Source organism: Rhizobium sp. 10N427 (assembly GCF_056394605.1).
Map to the genome: position 1 here is coordinate 275,091 of NZ_JBFTID010000006.1, position 18,346 is coordinate 293,436.

Genomic DNA, 18,346 nt, shown 5'->3' on the forward strand with positions numbered 1-18,346 from the left:
CATTTCGATGCAACAAACGGTGAAGCGATGAAAGTTGTGGCGTGATGGCAAGACAGTCGGCGGAAAAACGGGCCAACCTCGGCATGTCGGTCGAGATTGAAGCGATGGAGGCCAAGTCTGCGGAGGCCCTGCCAACTGGTATGGGTTGGCAGTTCGAGCCGAAATGGGATGGTTTCAGGTGCATCGCGTTCAGGAGTGGCGGCCGTGTCGACCTTCGATCAAAGTCTGGAAAACCGCTGGGGCGCTATTTTCCGGAACTGATCGCCTTCCTGGCCAGTCTCCCGGTTGACCGCTTCGTCATAGACGGCGAGTTGGTCGTTGAGATCGACGGGAGGTTGTCCTTTGACGCTCTCCAGGCGCGCCTTCATCCAGCCGAAAGCAGAATTCGCAAGCTTTCTAACGAGACGCCAGCGCGGCTTGTGGCCTTTGATATGCTCATGGGCAAAGACGGCGTACTGCTTCTCGATCAGCATCTTGCCGATCGCCGAGCTCGGCTGGAAGAGTTTGGCAAGACAATCCCCACTAATCCCCGTCAGTTCGTGGTATCCCCGTTCACGCGCAATCGTGAGGAAGCTGCGAGCTGGCTTTCAGGATCCGGCGGCGACACCGATGGCGTTGTTTGCAAACGGCTGGATGAGCCCTATCGCCCTGGTGAACGGGCAATGGTAAAAGTCAAGCGAGTGCGTACCGCCGACTGTGTGGTCGGTGGATTTCGCTACGGGAATGATAGTCACCTAGTGGGTTCGCTTCTGCTCGGACTTTACAATGATAATGGCGAGCTCGACCACGTGGGCTTCACGTCAGCCATTTTGGATGCAGAGAAGCCAGAACTGACAAGGCGGCTGGAGGCATTGCGCGAGCCGCCGGGATTCACGGGTAAGGCACCCGGCGGACCGAGTCGGTGGAGCACCGAGCGTTCATCCGACTGGCAGCCGCTGAAACCGGAGCTTGTTGTCGAAGTGCGCTTTGACCAGGTGACGGGACATCGTTTCCGACATGGCACCAAGTTCTTGCGGTGGCGGCCGGACAAGAGCCCGTCTCAATGTGACTTCCGCCAGATTGGCCAGTGAATCGTAGTGTTTGCCGAGATGGACAGGCGAACTAAGCCCTCATTACAGAGAACAGGCGATAGCTATCGACAAAATCAGAAAACACACGCTCGAATTTGGGAAGCCAAACAGCAGCCCGGAAGGGGAGCACGAGCGCCCCTTGCAGCCAGCCGAATAGGAACCGGGAGCAGGAAGCCTCCGGAGGCAGCCATCAGCTGATTGCGGCGCGGCGTCAATCCCAGAATGCGAAAGAAGAGGGGCGCACCCTATTGTACCGGGGGGCGCATGCAGCCCCATATTCCAGCCCGGCTTTCTAAGATCTAATCGGTCGGTGGATGGTGTTTCCCGTACTGATTGCTGTCGTGGGACACGCGACACGAACGCGGCTCTTAACAAGATGCCAAGCTCGCGGTGTGGCGCTCCTGGGCCTTCGCCAATACGACGACGGTCGTCGTAAGGTGAACGTCCTCCACGGCGGCGCAGGACGCTAGCAGGGTGGTTGCTCGACCGATTGTCAGTGACATTCAAAGCAATGTCCGGTACCGTGCATTTGATCGAGCATCCTCCGGTGGCCGAGAGAAGATCGAAAGCGGTCTTTCGAGCTTGCCTCCCCGCACCGATGGGGTGCACCGAGGCGGTTGAATGCTGACTTAACGACGGCGTCCCATGCGTCGTGCGAACGTTTCCCAGCAGGCACCGTGTGCCAGTCAGTTTAATCGATGCATCAGCAGTTGCAGTGCAGCGCAGGCACCGTCCTGCTGCTTGAGGGACGAGCCAACGATTGCGCTCGACGTCGAAGACGTCCTCAACGAGGCCGGTTAATGTCGTGCGGAACATATTGTCGTCCGGCGACGCCGCCACCTGGCTGGCCAAGGGCACCGGTCGTCGTGATCATCGATCCCGGTCTTCGCGATTGCTTCTGCAACGCCGAGGTGTGGCTGCTGGCCGAGAGCAAAATACCCTTCGTCGTCCACTCGGGCGACGACCATTCCCTAGTGGAAGAGGAACCGGCTTTCGCAAGGGGATATTGGCTCTCGAAGCCGTCGATTTCGGCCGACATTGTCAAGGCGATAGGCATGGCGATGACGGGTGTCAGAGCATGACCGACAATCACCGGCTCGTTATGGCCCGTATCAGGGCCGAAATGGAAAAGGGAACGTCCACGACGGAGGTTATCATGATCGTCGCACGCATCTTCAGACGACAACAGGAGGCCGATAGAGCTGTTTCTAGCCGGACGTCAACGGAAACGAAGTCTAATCGAGGCTGACGCGCTCACTCCTTCGTCACGAGGCCGCCCACATTCGCCTCGTAGTCGCGCTCCGGTATACCATAGGCGTCCCCCGCAAGCATTTTCAGACCGGCTCTGTCGCGAATGGTTATGGACGCTCTGGAGGCCGTGATCAGGCGTTTGCCTTCGAGAATATGGATAGTCGTCGTCACACTCTGTCTGCGCACCGCCAGCATGATGCCGATGAACTCGTGGGTCAGTTCGATATCGTCGCCCTCGGATCGGTCGTGGCACATCAGCAGCCATCGGGCCAGACGCGCCTCAATATGCTGGGTGGCGTTGGAGAAGGCCGTATAGGCGACCTGTATGGACGCCGAATGCAGATAGCGGGTGAGGAGATTCCGCAGGGTGACGCTTTCGGCCATTGCTGCTTGGAGGCGCACGTTCTCGATACGGTGTCCGGCGCCCGGGACTTGCATGAAGACGTGGTACGGACTGGAAAGAACACCGGAGACGCCGGCGGCAGGTGTCAGGCCCTCCCGACCAAACAGACCGATTTCGGCTTCTGGTTCGGTCGTTGATGGAACGACGACAGATCCGATCCCACTCTCGGGAAAATACGTGAAGTCCCCCGCTTTACCAGGTTCGGCGAGGGCCAGGCTCCGGGGCAGATCCAGGAACTGAAGGTGCGGCGCTATGCGCGCCAAGTCTTCTGGGTTCATTCGGATCAGCAGGTTGTTTCGATAAGGGGACGAGTTGGGATTTTGCATATCGCTCTTCCTGATGAGGCAAGAGCAAAACGGTCTCCCAGCCGGTCGCGCCAGACGTCAGCAACCGATATTCAACGGTACGCGCAAAAGGTGTTTTCTTTACGTTCGTGCCACTCCCATGAAGGCGTACTCCCACAAGAAGAGTGTCCGTAACAAACAGTAACGAACCGAACTCTCTCAGCTTCGCGGCGCCAAAGCCGCGGGAGTCGCGCTGTGGACGTGAGACGTCAACGACGACACGCTGGTGATGGATGAAAAGGGGTGCCGGCTATAGGAAACGGGGAGCTGACGTTCGTGCATTTGTTTGAAAAGATTCATCCGGCAAACCGCGACCCCCGTGCGCGCCGCGTTCGTTGCGACCAGAGCGCTCTTCGGCCCCTACAAAATCGATTTTCGGATATTAACGGAGGCATCCAACGTTCGCTGGGTCTCGGCGCGCGGTGAGGCCCGCCTGCCGGGCCGGGAGGCTAGGGCAGCAAGCTCCTCCATCCTCTGGTTCCACGATAAACCTTCAAAACTTCAAGGTACCGGCCCTTTTTCTAATGGCCGGGGGCGCAGACCAAAGAATGCCTGGCGGCGGGAACATCGCTCTCTACTGGAGGTTTAGGAGCGCAACGGAGTGTAAAGCACCATGAATATCTCGAAGATCGCACCCATCACGATTGCAGCAACCCTCGCAGGCACGGCCTGCCTCGCGGCTGAACGACCGAAGCAGGCAGCTCAGGAGTTCGCCACGAAAGCAGCCTCCGCCAACATGTTCGAAATCGAGGCTGCGAAAGTCGAAGCCGCAAAAGGCAAGGACGGCCCCGCAAAGCAGTTTGCTGCGGACATGCTCAAGGACCACGGGAAGGCCGGCCCGGAGTTGGAAGCCGCCGCGAAGGCCGACGGCGTAACCGTCCCCACCTCGATCGATGCCGACAGCAAAAAGAAGGTGGATGCCCTGGCGTCTGCCGACAGTGCAAATCTCGATCAGGCCTATCTCTCGACTCAGCTTACGGCCCATCAGGACGCCGTCAAACTCTTCGAACAATACTCAAAATCTGGTCCGGATGGACAGCTTAAGAACACCGCGGGAAAGATTTTGCCCGATCTGCGGATGCATCTCGTTCGCGTCCAAGGCCTTACCTCCAAATAAAGGGCCGAGCCTCACCAAAAAAGGCATCGTGACCGAAAAGACCGCGAACCGGGAAACCGACGATACCAGATCGTCGGATACCCCGGAATCTAACAAGCGCCCAGACGACTTAGCAAAAAATGCAAGAGAAGGCCTTCAAATGATGTCTTCAAAAGTGGACCCGCTGAGCCTGCCAAGGCTAAGCGAGCGACCACCGACGACGATGAGGGCGGAGACCCCCCTCGAATAAACGCGCAGAGACCTTCGACGACCACTTTTTGTTCGTCTAACAGCCACTGATATGCTGTTTCGAGTACTAGTCCGCATACTCAGTCGTGCGCGCCAGATGCCACTTGAGATCCAGCGCTCCGTCGGTCCATCACCCCTGGCCCGCGCTCTCCACGACTATCTTCGCCGCGTCCACGGCCTTCCGCGCGGCTCGCACCCGCTCGTCCACGCCTGCGGCTACCTTCACTGCGCTGCGCGCCGAGATCAGCTCTGACATAAAGCGTTTCCGTTCTTTCTCTAGGAGACGAAGTTTTGCCCTTCGCCAAAGTATCCCGCCAACGACGGTGTAGTGGCGGTCTGGGGTCTACAGAAGATGCCGCCCGTTTTTCAAGCGCCGACACCAGCGCTCGAAGTGTCGACATTCCTCAGCCGGAAGAAATAGCGGCGGTCGCCGCCGTCACCGACCGCCGCTGTGGCTCCTCGCCGTCGACCACGCGCGGCTTATGCGACGCCGTCGTCGCGCGAGCGCGCAGAACTTGCTGACAGTGGCACGAGCTTGGTCCTTCCCAGCAGTATTACAGGGAAAGGCCGCGATCTACGATCCACCCGGAGCGAGACGATCTCCTGCGGGAGCGCACGAATTTGAGCGTCTTAAACCACGTGCGCCGCGCCAGCTGTAGATCGTCCGCCATCGCTGCCTCCTCTATAAAGCCCTGAGGCAGGTCCCGGCCGCATGAATAACATCCGTTCGCTGTGATGCGAGCCGCTTCTAGGCGCCGCACCGAACACGAACGCGAGGGCTGATACGACGGCGACTGCTGCGATCGGCCTCTTGCGGATCTTGTCCTCGACGCTCTTCACAAACGTGCGAGCCTCCGACATGGCGGGAGATGTCGCGCCGGACGCCATCTCTGTTGCAGGGCCGCCCGCCATGCGATCTACATCTCGTTGAAGCGCACCAAGAGCATCGCGACTCTCGTAGAAGCGATCCGAGTGACGGCGCTCCCGGATGATCGGAGGGGCTCTTCAACCATTCCTTCAAGACGCGTCGCGCTCTTCGGCCTGTTCGATTTCAATAGACTGCACTGCTGGGGAATTTTTCGGTCGGGCATCGTCATTCTTCTGTCTGCTCAGGAAGTCCGCCCAAGAGCTGAGGTTCCATCTCCGCCGTCGCTTCGGAAAGAAATCGTGGTCTGGCCATTCTTTTAGAAAGTCCGACGTAGGTGCGAGAGCGGAACATCCGTTCGCGATGAAGGTTAGCCTCGCAGAAGGAGTAAGCATCATGGGAATGAATAAGCCGAAAGACGGTGCGCCAGGCACCACCGACCAGTCTCCTCGTTGGGAGGGCCCACAGGAAAACACGCCGCGAGGATACATGCCCGCGAAGGACGATCCGGACCGCGCCGAAGATGCCAATGGGGAAACCAATGCCAATCCAGTGGTCAAGAAAGTTTCCCACGGCCTCAAGCAGAAGGGCGAATGAGATGACGGAYGTTGAAAAGGATGCGAACGGCCAATATGCGAAGTCGGTCGGTAATCGAAAGGCAACCGGTGTGGCCAGCGCCAAGCCAACCGTCGTCACCGGATCGGAAGACGCGACGGAGCATAAGACGCCGCCAGGTAAGAAGCCCGTCAAGGACTGGGACATCAACTATGATCCAGCCAACATGAACGAAGGCGAGACCCGGTAGCGAGACGTCACCCTCGGGGCTCAGACGACTTTCACCGGAAGCAACGGCGGGCGCCGAGTTCGACCACGGTGGCGTCACCGGGCGAAACGACTTTGCCCTTGAGCGCGATTGTCATGCCGTTCTCCAAACCCGGTGCTTTTCCGGGTAGCGCGCAGACCGGTCACCTCAAACTTGAACTCCGGGTATGGCAACGAGGTAGCGCGACGGAGTCGACACTGCAAACGACTGGCCCACTGCGACTGAAACGCCCTCGGGCGGAACAAACGGTGGTTGCGTGTGTTTCGGTGCTGACCGATCAGCAATTTCGCGGCCGGCGGCATTCGAAATCATCGGAGATCAACATGGAAAACGCACAAATCGGCTGGATCGCGGCCATCATTATCGGCGGCCTCGCAGGCTGGCTCGCCGAGATGTTCATGAAGTCGAACATGGGCGTCCTGATGAACGTCATCCTGGGCATTGTCGGCGCGATCGTCGCCAACTTTCTCCTGTCGCTCTTCGGTGTCGCGCTAGGCGGCTGGCTTGGTTACCTGATAGCTGGCTTCATCGGCGCCTGTATCCTGATCGCACTCGCGCGCATGCTTCGTCGTACCGCGTAGGGAAAGCGCGCTGGGGCCCCCAATACCGTCACGGAGTTCAAGTATTTTCGGTCTCGTGTCTCCGGACATGGTCGGCAAACGAGCGGTTCGACGAATATCTTCCTGACGCGAGGTGGACCAGATAAAACGGTCGAGATGCTCCCGCCTGAAAAGCAACAGCGCTCCATCTCGTCATTGCAAAGGTTGCCCAGGTCATTCCCGATGCGAAGGCGCCAGTCATGGTATCTGGCGCGCTGCATTGGCTAAAATTAATTATGAAGCCGAAGACGACGTCTATCATCTGCTGGGGCCATGCCGTCGGCGAAGAAGCCAGGTAAATGGACGAAATCGCCAGCGGTGGTTCGAGACTTAGAGTCGGCGATAGCGACGCTGAAACAAACCTACAGCAGGCCTGCATCACTAGAATTAGAGTGGTGTTAAAAAGGTCAGTTGGCAGGTGGTTCAACCTGCGTGACAGCGACAATCAGGTTTCAGGCGGCCGGCGAAGCTGTGATTTGGTGGTTGCCTGCATTAGATCGCGCGCAAACAAGTGATATCGAAGAGACTGCCGCCATTTTAAGAGGTCGGCACGAGCGATCGCGGTAGTTTCGCCGCGAATTAAACCCTCGGCGATTTCGGCCTCAGCGGCTATATTGCGCTGGTCCTCGGTTATGTTTTGTCCTGCTACTTCGAACGCAGATCGGTTGGGCATTTTCCGCTCCTTCGTGGGTTTTGGGAAAATCCAGAGTGCAGTATTAAGCACTGGCGCATTTGTAGACTGAGTTCAAAAGGTTGGTCATCGATGGACTCAATGAGTCAGGATTTGTAACAGCGCTTCGACTTTCAACGGTCGGGAAGCTCTCGCTTCTGATCTCCCATCCGGCTCACTTGTCACTATCGGTATCCCTCCATCCTCTTTTCCGATAGGCTTTACCAGCAAGCCCATGATGGCTTTCTGTCATCGCCGGCACCCTCCTGACGACTGGGACCCGGCACTGTTGGGAGATTACCCCTCCCCATCTTCGACCATTCCCTCGGCTGGCGTGCCGATCGCGGAGGAAGCAGCGGTTTCGACAGGTGTCTTGATCTTTTCCGTGTCCCGGTCGCGCTTGTCTGGCATGGCTATGCGCAGACCCTTTCCAGCCTCCTTCCCAAGCTTCTCGCGGCGCCGGTCGGCATCCGCGCTGTCAAAAGCTCGGGCGTCATCAGTCTCCGGCGGTATTATTGTCTTCGTCATAGGATATACCTTTCGTGCTTATTGCGGCCTCTGACAGAGCGACCTGACGTCCGCATACAGTGCGGGATAACGCGTTTACGCGCCATCTTCCTTAGTCTGCTGTGCGCGTGCGCGTAGATTCTTCTGAACGCTTCCGATGCGCTTGTCCTGCAAATCGGCAGACCTTCACAGGTACCCAAACCTTCCGCCTGTCGTTAAGTTCCCGGAGAGAAATTGGTCATTCAACCGGGTATCCGGATTTTCCGTCGCAAGCGCTACCGATGAGTTCTCGGGCTGTGCGAACCAGGGCATCAACTGAGATTTCGAACTTGGCTCAAACGTCGTCGCGGTGATCAGAGCAAGCCTTCGTCATACCGAAAACGGATTTGCTTCCGTCCAGGAAGCACCACCCTTCATCTAACTGGAAGCCGTTCACGGAACATTCGCCCGGCCGGAATGTTCTTGACAGAAAGGAATTGTGCAATGCAGCAAGTCTTATCTTGGGCGCGGCCCGTCCAACTTGGCCTCGGTGACGGGGCAGCGCGATTGATATACGGCCCGGCAGATGCCTTACGGTCGCTACGGGAGTGGCCGGCAGGGGGCGGCTGGTTTTTCGAACGCGCCATAAACCGGTGTCACGCCGCGCTTGAGACGGAGGGGGATCTGGAGCTCTCCCGGCAGGCCTTCGTTGCAGCCTCACTGGAAGCCTCGATCCCATTTGTCTGACCAGTTTTCACACTGCAGCACGATTAAGAGCATTGCAGTGCTTGGCAAAGGTCGATCTTTCATTTTCTGGCCAAACAGCGTCGACCATTTTGCATGATGCACACTGGCGTATAACTCTGGACCTTGAAGAAGGAAAAGCTGAACGAAATCTGAAGGAACTGCTAAGAAGAGGAACGTCGGTCTATCGCCCGACTAGGCGTGGGTCTTGCGCGCGAGAGCTCAACCAGAAGACGAATAGCACGGTCCTCGAAAACTAACCGTTGACGAACCCGCTCCCCTGTCGTATAAGGTAGCTTATCGATCTTTTGCTTGCCGAGCTTTGTCTACCGCGCGATTGGCACCGCGTTTTAAGCGAACTTCCCTTTCAAAAATAGTCGGTTTTCGTCTGCGTGGCATAAGCTTCGCGGTTCCTCACTCTATGCTTTGAAAGGGTTCATCATGACCACTGGCACAGTAAAATGGTTCAATTCAACCAAGGGCTTCGGCTTCATCCAGCCTGACAATGGCGGCGCTGACGCTTTTGTCCACATCTCTGCCGTCGAACGCGCAGGAATGCGTGAGCTGGTCGAAGGCCAGAAGATCGGCTTTGAACTCGAGCGCGACAACAAGTCGGGCAAGATGTCGGCCTGCAATCTGCAGAACGCTTAATAGATATCTGCTTCCCTTTGACCACGGATGTACTGGCATCGCCGGAGGCAACTATCAGTTTGAGGCCAGGCAATTCGCCTGGCCTTTTTCGTTTTGGCGTCATAGCTGACATCGAGGACATTCAATGACAGAGACATATAGTAAATCTCGCCAGCAGGCCGAGACCGCCTTCGGCCATCTTCAGACGGAGTTCTTCGCCAAGAACAATGCGGCGGAAGAGCTTGAATCCGTGGCCCAGGCGCGCGATGCCAAGACGTTCAGGCTGCGCGAAGCGCGCCTCGCCAAGGAGCAAGCCGACCGGATATCTGCAACATCTGCGCTGCTTGCCAAACGAGCCAAGGCCGGCTGATCATCCCAACGACAACTATCAGGATAAAAATTTGAGACACGCCAGAAACAACGAACTTACCGACCGACGCTCCGCTGCTGCGGACGCCAAGACAGCTCTTCTCACGAGCTACCGAGCTGCAAAGACGGCGGCTGAGCCGTCACAGGCCGCCAGACAGGCCGAGCGCATCTCTCTTGTTGAAGCGCGCGAGGCGCGCCGTGCGGAACGGGATCGGCTAAAGCATGAGGAGCTTACCCGGGTCGAGACCCTTGCGGCTCAAGAACAGGCGGCGATCGAGGCAGCAGCTGCGGCAGAGATCGAGGCGCGACAGGCGGCAGAGAATGCCCGGATATCACGGGTTGTTCAAGATGAGGCCGCTCGCAAAGCCGAGCGCGACAGACGTTATGCCGCCCGCAAGGCCCGGCATGCTTAGTATCCAGGGACCCACCTTTTATTGGATGGTCCGTGGATGATTGCATCTGGGCCTGGCCGGAGCTACTTTTTCAGTTCTGCCGTCAACCCTGCTTCGATCCCACAGGCCTGAATGAACATCGTCCAGTCGATACGGCCATTCAGAAGCGGGGGCGATTTCCGGTAGGTGATCAATCTGGCCAGAGATGGCCGTATATTCACCAACACTCGCCTTGATGTGATTGGGGCGATGCGAAGCTCGCAGAATTCCGAACTTTTTCACTGACGTGATGACGGGTCGTGTTTTGTCATGCTCATTCCGTTTCTGTCGACACCAAGCGGAAATAGGGGCGCCCGTTGACAAAATATGTTTAGGGCAAGTGGTTACCTGTCGATCGCTGGCTCTTGAATGGGGCGCTGCAGATTTTTGTGCTGAGGCATAGATAGGCTTGCAATAACTCACCTATGGCAATAATTATGAGTTATAGAGAAGGCGGCTATAACTCATGAAATGGAACTGGCAGAACCCCGATTGGCCAAACTTCAGGTACGATACCGCAAGCCTGGTACCATTGGAGCAGAAATTCTTGCAATCCGCCGGCGAGGTTATCGGTGCTGTTCGACATTTCAACGATGACGACAGCAACCAACTTCGCATTGAGTTGCTGAGCGACGAAGCGGTCAAGACCTCAGAGATTGAGGGGGAATTTCTGGACCGCGCGAGTGTTCAGTCATCGCTCCGTCGGCAGTTCGGGCTAGACACTGATGGCAGACAGATCCGCCCACAAGAGCGGGGGATCGCCGAGATGATGGCGGATGTCTATCGAAGTTGGCGTAGGCCGCTGCGTCGTGAGGGACTGTTCCAGTGGCATTCAATGCTGATGGCCGGAAATCGATATATTGAAACGGTTGGCGCTTATCGCAAGCATGAAGACGCCATGCAGATCGTGTCAGGTCCATTCGAGAAGCCCACAATCCACTTCGAGGCTCCCCCGTCCCGCCAGGTTACCACTGAGATGGAGACCTTCATCGCATGGTTCAATCAATCCGGGCCAGATGGCCACATGTCGCTTCAAGCTTTGACGCGCGCAGCAGTAGGCCATCTTTACTTTGAAAGCATACATCCATTCGAGGATGGCAACGGCCGAATTGGGCGCGCGCTCGCCGAGAAATCCCTGGCGCAAAACATAGGGCAGCCAAGCCTCATTTCACTCGCCTTCACAATCGAGAAGAGCCGGAAGGCCTACTACTCAGAGCTTGAGCGGCACCAACGCAAACTTGATATCACAGACTGGATCATTTTCTTCTCGAAAACGATCCTGGATGCTCAACGGGCGACGCTTGAGCGCATCGATTTCTTCATTCAGAAAGCACAGTTCTATGATCGTTTCCGGGGCCGGCTCAACGAGCGCCAGGAAAAGGTAGTCGCGCGCATCTTCAAGGAAGGCACGGCAGGCTTCAAGGGGGGGCTAAGTGCCGAAAACTACATCTCGATCACAGCTACATCCCGCGCTACAGCAACACGCGATCTTCAGCAGCTCGTGGAGATCGGTGCGCTGACGCGTACCGGCGAACGTCGGCATACCCGGTACTCGCTGTCATTGCGGAAATAAATTGCAGCTAGTCTAATGAACTCCAACAACGTTATTATCTTGGTGAACGATTATTCGATTCCGCTCGAAGGTCGCGAGGATACGGCCTCCTGCCCAGATACCATCCATTCCTGCCCGCCACAGCTCATGGTGCGATTTCATCGGAATCACCGACATTGAAAGCGAAGAACGGGTTGAGGGCAAATGCCGTCGCGGCCAGCGTCGTCGCGAGGCCGATTTTCAACGGCGTGAGCCACAGTGTGTCGGCGGCCAAAAACTCCGGCCAAGCAAGGCCCTCCAGTCCTCTAGGAGCGGGAAGTGCAGGCTGGGTGTCATCAGCGCCAGAGCTGATAACTCCGACAGGGATTGGATTTCCGAGAGTAGTTTCCTGTGCCATCTTATTCTCCATGGTTCGAGACTGCCTATCGGCAATCCCCATCGACGGTTCCCCAGTTTGGTCCAATATGGCTGCCTTTTCATGACATTGAGTACGAAGGTGTCGTTGCCCTCAAGAGCAGCGGCCGTAGACCGTCAGTCGAAACCGTCCGTCTTTCCGGAGCGATACACGACAACCGGGTCGCCTTCTTCGCCGACGACCGGATTTCCATCACGACGAACGACAAGGACGCCAGCGTGGCTGGACGCCATCTGTTTCGCCTCCTCGATCCCTTCAGTGTCGGAGGCGTCAACAACAGTCTCCCAAGCCTGTACGGCCTGGCCGCGGTCATCGAGGTCGAATGCGAATACGCTGATGGAAGAAAAAGTGCCGGGCATAAGACTTCCCCTTGGGTGTCCCATAAGGGTGTGGGGCGGAGAGCGCCAATCGAGTTGGCGTCATAAGTTCATGCCAACGCGTGTTTGATGCGCTCAACATGAGATGATGGAGCTGTGCCCAGCTCATCCTCGGCGACTGAAATCTCGGATACGGTCAGTCCAGTGGCGATCGCGAGGTCCTCCAAGCTGTAGTTTTTGGCTATACGAGACGCCTTGAGGCTGGCAGCTGTCGACTGCGGTATGTGCGAAATCTGATCCATTTCAATGCTCCTTCTCGCCGCATTTAACGGCGAAGCAGAATTCTGGTTCCGCCGAACTATTTCGAGGTCGGATTTTGGTTCCCAGCGAGCCTTATCCGGCGTAGACGCTCGCTCTTTTCGTGGCGAAGCCGGCGCTCTTCGTCGGCGAAGTCCGTAGCAATCTTGTTGGTATGTTCGAAAGCTGCCGCCCGTTGTTCCACAGTCAGTGTCTTTCTGATCCTGCTCACCATGATAATTTTTCCTTTGGGGATTTCGTCCATATGGGAAGGTGTGGCCGCTCCTTCAAACGCATCAACACGCTTTGTCCTGTAACGGACGCGTCACGTCACGGTCTTGAGAAGGGAGCGCCAAGACCCCATTTTAGATCGGCCACCCCACATCACACGAGCCTCCGAAGCCGCGTCCGCCGGCGCATGCGTGAGGCTTGCGCGCGGGGTGAGAGGGTCGCTCCCTTTCCTGAAGGTCGAGCGCCCTCGGACCCTTTGGTTTCGGAGAAGGCCAATAGCCGAAAAAAAGGCCCTCTCACGGAAGGTGAAGAGGGCCGTAAATATCAGGAGATCGGTCAATGGAGGTCGCCATCGGCCGACTGACAGCGGACACTGTCGTCGCCTAACGTAACGGAACGAGAGTGCTCCGGTATCCCTAGATTTCGCCATGGGCGCGGAGCCGCTATCTATCTGGGCTCCATGGGTGGGCGCGATTGCCAGTCAGTGCTCAGACGGCGGCGATCGCGAATGATCCTGTTACAGCCAAAACCGTTTGGGACACGCAACGGCCGCCAAATTTTATCCGAAATAGCGATTGGCCCCCTTGGACTGCCATCGTCTAGCGCTTACTCCGATGGTGCAGCGGGCAGGGCGCGTTTGTGTTCCGACGCACGATACATCGTCACGATGCGGTCCAGCGAGCTTTGTTTGATTTCCTTGCCTTCCAGAAAATCGTCGATCTCGTCGTAGGTTACACCGTAGGCATCTTCGTCGGGCCTCAACGGAGCATCGCTCTCTAGGTCGGCCGTGGGGGGTTTTGAACACGAGTTGCTCGGGTGCGCCGAGATGTTGGGCGAGGGCACGAACACGACGCTTGTTGAGGCCCGACAAGGGTAGGATGTCGGCCGCTCCGTCTCCGAACTTCGTGTAGAAGCCCATCAATGCTTCCGCTGCATGGGCGGTGCCGATTACGAGGCCGCGCGTGGCACCCGCTAGAGCGTACTGGGCGATCATGCGCTGGCGAGCTTTAACGTTCCCCAAATGGAAGTGGAAGCGGTCAACCTCCAGAAGGTCACCTGCGTCTTTTGATATGGCCGCCATCATAGCGTCGGCGGCCGGCTTGACATCGATGGTGACGATCCTGTCGGGTTTGATGGTATCCAACGACAGTTGCGCGTCGACCTCGTCTGCCTGGTCGCCGTAAGGCAGCCTCAGAGCGGCGAACCGCGCATCGTAGCTAGAAGCTCGGAGATTCGTGACTGCGCGCTGTGCCAACAACCCGGCGGTGAGGGAGTCGACGCCTCCACTGATACCCAGGACATAAACGCGGCATGCCGATGCCCTCATGTAGCTCTCCAGGAAAGATATGCGTTTTGCCGCTTCCGCATCCAGGCTGAATACTCTGGAGACGCCCAGTCGTCCGATTATCGCTTTTTGCACAGGAAGCATGTCTGTCTTCCATCCCAAAATAGAAACTTCTCAAGTGGACGTGTCTCACATGTGGCAAAGCTCACGAAATGACGGAGCCTGAAGGGCGAACACGTGCCAACTGATCTCCCGTCTCGGCATCGTAAATCGAAAGATCGACGACAAAGTCTCCTGACTTGGCAAGCTGATCAAGAAGGGTCGCCGCTAGTCGAAGTGCACAGATCGGATTGACCGCGATGTCCATGGTCTCTGTACTGGACAAGGCAAGCCGGGCCAAATGGCTACCGTCATGAAGGGGGGCGAACATCTGAAAGCTTTCCACCTCAAGATAGGCATCTGCCTCGCCTTCGGTCGTCGGACGGCGGCTCGTGAAGAGCTCTGCGAAAGAAAGCTTCTGATCGTTGGAGAGCATAGGTTCAGTCCCTAAGTGATTGGTTATTTGTATGTGTTGGAATAAGGGATCAGACGCAGAACCGGGTAGGCAGTCCTTCGGGCACAATGAGACGACAAATCCGACCGGTCACTGTCTCGAAATCACCTCGATTAGTGTTGCATTCGCTAGTTGGACCAGCGGAGCGTCTAGTGTGCAGTCATAAAATTGTCCTAGCGACGAATGGGCTACAGCGAGACTCCTTATGGGAGTAGGCTTTCATGAAGATGGCCGCCGCCGAGTCCGTCCACCCGTCATCAAAACGCAAGATGTAGTCGATTCTACCATATCATGATTTTTGCGAAGCAATTCTGCCGGCAAAACCAAATTTGAACCCCCACGGGTCGGTCACCGCGGATGAAAGCCGAGCTCTGGCCCAAAGGCAATTTTCTCCTAGATAGGCAGAAATTGGCACGCGTTTGCGCGCCGAAGTCATTCAGAGCTTTTAAAACACTTGGTGAAGTCAACGAAGAGGGGAATGCAATGATTTCGAAGACCTTGGCAGCGATGATTGCGGGCCTTTTCGTTGCCGTCGCAGCCATCGCACCGGCCCATGCCGATGCGGTTAAGATCGGCAGCAAGAATTTTACCGAGCAGTTCGTCGTCGCTGAAATCTATGCCCAGGCTTTGGAGAAGGCGGGCGTTGAAGTGGATCGTCATCTGAATCTTGGCGCGACGCTTGTTGCGCACACCGCTTTGACCAACGGCGAAATCGATCTCTATCCGGAATATACCGGCACCGCTCTCGCGGCAGTCGTCAAGGGCGACCTGTCGGGCTCCGCCGAGAAGATCTATTCCGACGTCAAGGGCTACTACGAGAAGAACCTGAAGCTGACGCTTCTCGAGCCGACAAAGATCAATAACGGCTACGCGATTATTACGCTGCCGGAGACGGCCGAGAAGTACAAGCTCAAGACCTTGAGCGACCTCGGCCCTGTTTCCAAGGACCTGACCTTCGGCGCAGAGGGCGGGTTCAGCGAACGCAAGGACGGTCTGCCGGGCTTGAAGCAGACCTACGGTATCGAATTCAAGGAGTTCAAGATATTCGCAAAGCTCGGAATTCGTTACAGCGCCTTGACCAGCAAGGACCTCGATGTCTCCTACGGTTTCGCGACGGATTGGCAGATCTCAGATAACAAGCTCGTCATCCTTGACGACGACAAGAACCTCTTCCCGCCTTACTATCTCGTGCCTGTCGTCCGGCAGGACGCTCTCGCTAAGAACCCCAAGATTGCCGAGGTACTGAACAAGATCAGCCCGCTGCTCAACAATGACACGATGCGTGGTCTCAACGCCAAGGTCGACCGCGACAAGGAAGAACCGGCAGACGTCGCCGCGGAATTCTTGAAGTCGCAGGGCATCTGATTACCGTGAAGGTTTTCATTCCCCCGGAAGCAAAATGCGGCCAAGTTCTCCTCTTGGCCGTATCGGCGTGACAGCAGGCAGGATCGTTTCCATTTGAACTGGGCACCCAAGCACATTCCCGAGATAGCGCTTGCCGTCTGGCAGCACCTTCTCCTGTCGATCACGTCGGTGCTGATCGGCATGGTGATTGCGCTTGTGCTCGGAATTGCTTGCGCGAGGCGTCCAAGGCTCTACGCCTTTGCACTGACCGTGACGAATATCATCTTCGTTATTCCAAGCCTTGCGCTGTTTGCACTCTTGATCCCATTCGTCGGGCTTGGCATGGAGCCGGCGCTTATCGGGTTGTCCTCCTACTGTCTGCTGATCCTCCTGCGAAACGTCGTTACAGGCATTCGCGGCGTTCCGGCCGACGTGCTTGAGGCTGCAGACGGCATGGGCTACGGCCGCTGGCAGAGGCTTTTTCGGGTCGAGCTGCCGCTTGCGATGCCGCTGATCATATCAGGGACGCGCATCGCGCTTGTCACGGTAATAGGAATTGCCACGGTTGCGGCGTTCATCGACGGTGGCGGGCTTGGAACCATCATCCTGATCGGCATCGACCAGGAGTATCCCGAGAAAATTTTTGTCGGTGGCATTCTGACGGCGCTTCTCGCGATCATCTTCGATTTCCTTCTGACGCGCGCTGAAAAGCGGCTCGTCGGCTGGCAGTGAGGTTGGCGATGCTGAGCACGGCCTTCTTCTGGATTGTCGACCATCAGACGGAGTTTTTCCGCGCCCTTGGGCAGCACCTCCTGATGTCGGGCATTTCACTTGCCATCGCGCTGGTGATTGCGTTGCCGCTCGCGGTACTGATCGTGACCTATGGCCGACTGGCGTTCGCCGTGATCAATGTCATCAACGGCTTGAGGACGGTCCCGAGCCTGGCGATCCTAGCGATCATGCTGCCGCTTCTGGGCATTGGGCTCATGCCGTCAATCGTGGCTCTCACCGTGCTCGCGCTGCCACCTATCCTCCTGAACTCCTTTGTTGGCCTTCGCGACGTCGACGCGGACGCGGTCGAAGCTGCAATCGGCATGGGAATGAGCCGCAGCCAGCTATTGCGAAAGATCCGCATCCCGCTCGCCGCGCCCGCGATGTTTGCCGGTGCCCGCACCGCTGCCGTCCAGGTTCTGGCAGGTGCGACGCTTGCTCCTTTCATCGGCGGTGGCGGGCTCGGCGATTTTATCGCTACCGGCATCGGCGTGATGGACATGTCCCGTCTTCTGGTCGGCGCTGTGCCGATCGCCATACTCGCGCTGACGACCGAATTCGTGCTGGGGCGCGTCGAGAAACTGCTTTTTTCAGAGAGAGCTGCCGTATGATCCGCATGGAGAACGTCACCAAGCGCTACGGCGAAAGCACTGCGCCGTCGGTCGAGAACCTGACGCTCGACGTGCCCGAGGGCTCGACAGTCGCGTTGATCGGCCCGTCCGGTTGCGGCAAGACGACGACGATGCGGATGATCAACCGCCTGATCGAGCCGACGGAAGGACGGATTTTCGTAAACGGCGAAAACGTCACGGAGGCTGATCCCGTGAAACTGCGCCGGCATATCGGTTACGTCATCCAGAACGTCGGGCTTTTTCCCCACATGACGATTGGCGAGAACGTCGCCGCAGTTCCGAACCTACTCGGGTGGGAACAAGCCCGAACCGCCAAGCGCGTCGATGAGTTACTCGATCTGGTAGGGCTCGATCCGGGCGAAATGCTGAAGCGTTATCCGCGTCAGCTTTCGGGCGGCCAGCGGCAGCGCATCGGCGTTGCCCGCGCTCTTGCGGCCGATCCATCCGTGCTGCTCATGGACGAGCCCTTTGGAGCGATCGATCCAATCGCCCGCACACGCCTCCAGGACGAGTTTCGCCAAATCCTGAAACGCGTTCGCAAGACCGTGGTGCTCGTGACCCACGATCTCGACGAGGCGATTCGACTGGGTGATCGTATCGCCATCATGAAGTCGGGCAAGATCGTCCAATACGATACGCCGGACGCTATCCTCTCGCGCCCGGCAAACGCTTTCGTATCGAGTTTCGTGGGCATCGACAGGGCGATCAAACGTCTCAGTCTCTTTTCAGTTGAAGACGCGATGACGGCGGGACCGTCACCGATGACGGCCCCCAGTGTTCCAAGTAACGCCAACCTGCGCGAAGCCCTGTCGCTCATGGTTGCAGCAGATTGCGACCAGCTGGCGGTCGTCGACGGTGACGAGGTCATCGGGAGACTGACGCGTGATGCGATCTTTTCGATTTGAAAATGGAGATGTCC

Annotated in this window: 22 protein-coding genes and 1 pseudogene; 15 read left to right on the forward strand and 8 right to left on the reverse strand. The window is 57.3% G+C overall.

All coding sequences use genetic code 11. The features are described from left to right. Positions 1–44: 44 nt before the first annotated feature. The gene (locus tag AC1DIJ_RS15630; RefSeq protein WP_112389268.1) at positions 45–1,070 is read left to right on the forward strand and encodes an ATP-dependent DNA ligase; all 1,026 of its coding nucleotides are present in this window, start codon (positions 45–47) and stop codon (positions 1,068–1,070) included. A gap of 866 nt (positions 1,071–1,936) precedes the next feature. After that, positions 1,937–2,152, forward strand: a complete 216-nt coding sequence (locus AC1DIJ_RS15635; RefSeq protein ID WP_112389267.1) for a hypothetical protein — start codon at positions 1,937–1,939, stop codon at positions 2,150–2,152. A gap of 172 nt (positions 2,153–2,324) precedes the next feature. Here the strand turns inward: AC1DIJ_RS15635 and AC1DIJ_RS15640 are convergent, their stop codons facing one another. Continuing rightward, positions 2,325–3,050, reverse strand: coding sequence for a Crp/Fnr family transcriptional regulator (locus tag AC1DIJ_RS15640; protein ID WP_112389266.1), 726 nt, complete (start codon positions 3,048–3,050; stop codon positions 2,325–2,327). 631 nt (positions 3,051–3,681) lie between these two features. Here AC1DIJ_RS15640 and AC1DIJ_RS15645 point away from each other — a divergent pair. The 4 genes from AC1DIJ_RS15645 to AC1DIJ_RS15660 all read left to right on the forward strand — a co-directional run bounded on the left by AC1DIJ_RS15645 (position 3,682) and on the right by AC1DIJ_RS15660 (position 6,682). Further along, on the forward strand, positions 3,682–4,185 hold the full coding sequence (locus AC1DIJ_RS15645; RefSeq protein ID WP_112389265.1) for a DUF4142 domain-containing protein: 504 nt from the start codon (positions 3,682–3,684) through the stop codon (positions 4,183–4,185). 1,489 nt (positions 4,186–5,674) lie between these two features. Further along, complete coding sequence (locus tag AC1DIJ_RS15650) at positions 5,675–5,875, forward strand: hypothetical protein (protein ID WP_112389264.1); 201 nt, start codon at positions 5,675–5,677, stop codon at positions 5,873–5,875. A 1-nt stretch (position 5,876) separates the two neighbouring features. Beyond that, on the forward strand, positions 5,877–6,083 hold the full coding sequence (locus AC1DIJ_RS15655; protein WP_112389263.1) for a hypothetical protein: 207 nt from the start codon (positions 5,877–5,879) through the stop codon (positions 6,081–6,083). A gap of 341 nt (positions 6,084–6,424) precedes the next feature. Further along, entirely contained in the window at positions 6,425–6,682 is a 258-nt protein-coding gene (locus AC1DIJ_RS15660; protein ID WP_112389527.1) for a GlsB/YeaQ/YmgE family stress response membrane protein, read from the forward strand. A 463-nt stretch (positions 6,683–7,145) separates the two neighbouring features. Here AC1DIJ_RS15660 and AC1DIJ_RS15665 read toward each other — a convergent pair whose 3' ends face one another. After that, complete coding sequence (locus AC1DIJ_RS15665) at positions 7,146–7,373, reverse strand: hypothetical protein (RefSeq protein ID WP_112389262.1); 228 nt, start codon at positions 7,371–7,373, stop codon at positions 7,146–7,148. A 294-nt stretch (positions 7,374–7,667) separates the two neighbouring features. Continuing rightward, positions 7,668–7,898 carry a hypothetical protein gene (locus AC1DIJ_RS15670; protein ID WP_112389261.1) on the reverse strand — a complete coding sequence of 77 codons (231 nt, stop codon included), beginning with the start codon at positions 7,896–7,898 and terminating at the stop codon, positions 7,668–7,670. Positions 7,899–8,360: 462 nt separating this feature from the next. Between AC1DIJ_RS15670 and AC1DIJ_RS15675 the strand changes: the two genes are divergently transcribed. The 5 genes from AC1DIJ_RS15675 (at position 8,361) to AC1DIJ_RS15695 (ending at position 11,603) form a co-directional block, all read left to right on the forward strand. Then, the gene (locus AC1DIJ_RS15675) at positions 8,361–8,603 is read left to right on the forward strand and encodes a DUF982 domain-containing protein (protein ID WP_162698826.1); all 243 of its coding nucleotides are present in this window, start codon (positions 8,361–8,363) and stop codon (positions 8,601–8,603) included. Positions 8,604–9,041: 438 nt separating this feature from the next. Then, complete coding sequence (locus AC1DIJ_RS15680; protein ID WP_037135461.1) at positions 9,042–9,251, forward strand: cold-shock protein; 210 nt, start codon at positions 9,042–9,044, stop codon at positions 9,249–9,251. A 124-nt stretch (positions 9,252–9,375) separates the two neighbouring features. Further along, positions 9,376–9,600 carry a hypothetical protein gene (locus tag AC1DIJ_RS15685; protein WP_112389259.1) on the forward strand — a complete coding sequence of 75 codons (225 nt, stop codon included), beginning with the start codon at positions 9,376–9,378 and terminating at the stop codon, positions 9,598–9,600. 31 nt (positions 9,601–9,631) lie between these two features. Next, complete coding sequence (locus AC1DIJ_RS15690; protein ID WP_112389258.1) at positions 9,632–10,012, forward strand: DUF6481 family protein; 381 nt, start codon at positions 9,632–9,634, stop codon at positions 10,010–10,012. A gap of 484 nt (positions 10,013–10,496) precedes the next feature. Beyond that, positions 10,497–11,603, forward strand: a complete 1,107-nt coding sequence (locus tag AC1DIJ_RS15695; RefSeq protein ID WP_112446146.1) for a Fic family protein — start codon at positions 10,497–10,499, stop codon at positions 11,601–11,603. A 124-nt stretch (positions 11,604–11,727) separates the two neighbouring features. Here the strand turns inward: AC1DIJ_RS15695 and AC1DIJ_RS15700 are convergent, their stop codons facing one another. The 5 genes and pseudogenes from AC1DIJ_RS15700 to AC1DIJ_RS15720 all read right to left on the reverse strand — a co-directional run bounded on the left by AC1DIJ_RS15700 (position 11,728) and on the right by AC1DIJ_RS15720 (position 14,662). Beyond that, positions 11,728–11,979 carry a hypothetical protein gene (locus AC1DIJ_RS15700; protein ID WP_162706026.1) on the reverse strand — a complete coding sequence of 84 codons (252 nt, stop codon included), beginning with the start codon at positions 11,977–11,979 and terminating at the stop codon, positions 11,728–11,730. A 134-nt stretch (positions 11,980–12,113) separates the two neighbouring features. Then, positions 12,114–12,356: a hypothetical protein gene (locus AC1DIJ_RS15705; protein ID WP_112389255.1), complete on the reverse strand. Its 243-nt coding sequence runs from the start codon at positions 12,354–12,356 to the stop codon at positions 12,114–12,116. A 68-nt stretch (positions 12,357–12,424) separates the two neighbouring features. After that, a complete protein-coding gene (locus AC1DIJ_RS15710; protein ID WP_112389254.1) occupies positions 12,425–12,616 on the reverse strand; it encodes an XRE family transcriptional regulator in 192 nt (63 codons plus the stop codon). Between the two features lie 832 nt (positions 12,617–13,448). Next, positions 13,449–14,271 (reverse strand): annotated as a pseudogene (gene nadE / locus AC1DIJ_RS15715) (ammonia-dependent NAD(+) synthetase). 61 nt (positions 14,272–14,332) lie between these two features. Then, positions 14,333–14,662: a hypothetical protein gene (locus AC1DIJ_RS15720; RefSeq protein WP_112389252.1), complete on the reverse strand. Its 330-nt coding sequence runs from the start codon at positions 14,660–14,662 to the stop codon at positions 14,333–14,335. 501 nt (positions 14,663–15,163) lie between these two features. On the opposite strand from AC1DIJ_RS15720, the gene AC1DIJ_RS15725 reads away from it, so the two are divergent. The 4 genes from AC1DIJ_RS15725 (at position 15,164) to AC1DIJ_RS15740 (ending at position 18,332) form a co-directional block, all read left to right on the forward strand. Beyond that, positions 15,164–16,045 carry a glycine betaine ABC transporter substrate-binding protein gene (locus tag AC1DIJ_RS15725; protein ID WP_112389251.1) on the forward strand — a complete coding sequence of 294 codons (882 nt, stop codon included), beginning with the start codon at positions 15,164–15,166 and terminating at the stop codon, positions 16,043–16,045. A 93-nt stretch (positions 16,046–16,138) separates the two neighbouring features. Continuing rightward, on the forward strand, positions 16,139–16,756 hold the full coding sequence (locus tag AC1DIJ_RS15730; protein ID WP_112389250.1) for an ABC transporter permease: 618 nt from the start codon (positions 16,139–16,141) through the stop codon (positions 16,754–16,756). Between the two features lie 8 nt (positions 16,757–16,764). After that, positions 16,765–17,406, forward strand: a complete 642-nt coding sequence (locus AC1DIJ_RS15735) for an ABC transporter permease (RefSeq protein ID WP_112389526.1) — start codon at positions 16,765–16,767, stop codon at positions 17,404–17,406. After that, complete coding sequence (locus AC1DIJ_RS15740) at positions 17,403–18,332, forward strand: ABC transporter ATP-binding protein (RefSeq protein WP_112389249.1); 930 nt, start codon at positions 17,403–17,405, stop codon at positions 18,330–18,332. The genes AC1DIJ_RS15735 and AC1DIJ_RS15740 overlap by 4 nt, the downstream gene beginning before the upstream one ends. Positions 18,333–18,346: the final 14 nt, after the last annotated feature.

What these genes read in the sequence shown, in the direction of transcription:
- AC1DIJ_RS15630 (WP_112389268.1), top strand. Translation starts at nt 45, where the DNA reads ATGGCAAGACAGTCGGCGGAAAAACGGGCCAACCTCGGCATGTCGGTC.
- AC1DIJ_RS15640 (WP_112389266.1), bottom strand. Translation starts at nt 3,050, where the DNA reads ATGCAAAATCCCAACTCGTCCCCTTATCGAAACAACCTGCTGATCCGA.
- AC1DIJ_RS15645 (WP_112389265.1), top strand. Translation starts at nt 3,682, where the DNA reads ATGAATATCTCGAAGATCGCACCCATCACGATTGCAGCAACCCTCGCA.
- AC1DIJ_RS15650 (WP_112389264.1), top strand. Translation starts at nt 5,675, where the DNA reads ATGGGAATGAATAAGCCGAAAGACGGTGCGCCAGGCACCACCGACCAG.
- AC1DIJ_RS15660 (WP_112389527.1), top strand. Translation starts at nt 6,425, where the DNA reads ATGGAAAACGCACAAATCGGCTGGATCGCGGCCATCATTATCGGCGGC.
- AC1DIJ_RS15665 (WP_112389262.1), bottom strand. Translation starts at nt 7,373, where the DNA reads ATGCCCAACCGATCTGCGTTCGAAGTAGCAGGACAAAACATAACCGAG.
- AC1DIJ_RS15670 (WP_112389261.1), bottom strand. Translation starts at nt 7,898, where the DNA reads ATGACGAAGACAATAATACCGCCGGAGACTGATGACGCCCGAGCTTTT.
- AC1DIJ_RS15675 (WP_162698826.1), top strand. Translation starts at nt 8,361, where the DNA reads ATGCAGCAAGTCTTATCTTGGGCGCGGCCCGTCCAACTTGGCCTCGGT.
- AC1DIJ_RS15680 (WP_037135461.1), top strand. Translation starts at nt 9,042, where the DNA reads ATGACCACTGGCACAGTAAAATGGTTCAATTCAACCAAGGGCTTCGGC.
- AC1DIJ_RS15685 (WP_112389259.1), top strand. Translation starts at nt 9,376, where the DNA reads ATGACAGAGACATATAGTAAATCTCGCCAGCAGGCCGAGACCGCCTTC.
- AC1DIJ_RS15695 (WP_112446146.1), top strand. Translation starts at nt 10,497, where the DNA reads ATGAAATGGAACTGGCAGAACCCCGATTGGCCAAACTTCAGGTACGAT.
- AC1DIJ_RS15700 (WP_162706026.1), bottom strand. Translation starts at nt 11,979, where the DNA reads ATGGCACAGGAAACTACTCTCGGAAATCCAATCCCTGTCGGAGTTATC.
- AC1DIJ_RS15705 (WP_112389255.1), bottom strand. Translation starts at nt 12,356, where the DNA reads ATGCCCGGCACTTTTTCTTCCATCAGCGTATTCGCATTCGACCTCGAT.
- AC1DIJ_RS15710 (WP_112389254.1), bottom strand. Translation starts at nt 12,616, where the DNA reads ATGGATCAGATTTCGCACATACCGCAGTCGACAGCTGCCAGCCTCAAG.
- AC1DIJ_RS15720 (WP_112389252.1), bottom strand. Translation starts at nt 14,662, where the DNA reads ATGCTCTCCAACGATCAGAAGCTTTCTTTCGCAGAGCTCTTCACGAGC.
- AC1DIJ_RS15725 (WP_112389251.1), top strand. Translation starts at nt 15,164, where the DNA reads ATGATTTCGAAGACCTTGGCAGCGATGATTGCGGGCCTTTTCGTTGCC.
- AC1DIJ_RS15735 (WP_112389526.1), top strand. Translation starts at nt 16,765, where the DNA reads ATGCTGAGCACGGCCTTCTTCTGGATTGTCGACCATCAGACGGAGTTT.
- AC1DIJ_RS15740 (WP_112389249.1), top strand. Translation starts at nt 17,403, where the DNA reads ATGATCCGCATGGAGAACGTCACCAAGCGCTACGGCGAAAGCACTGCG.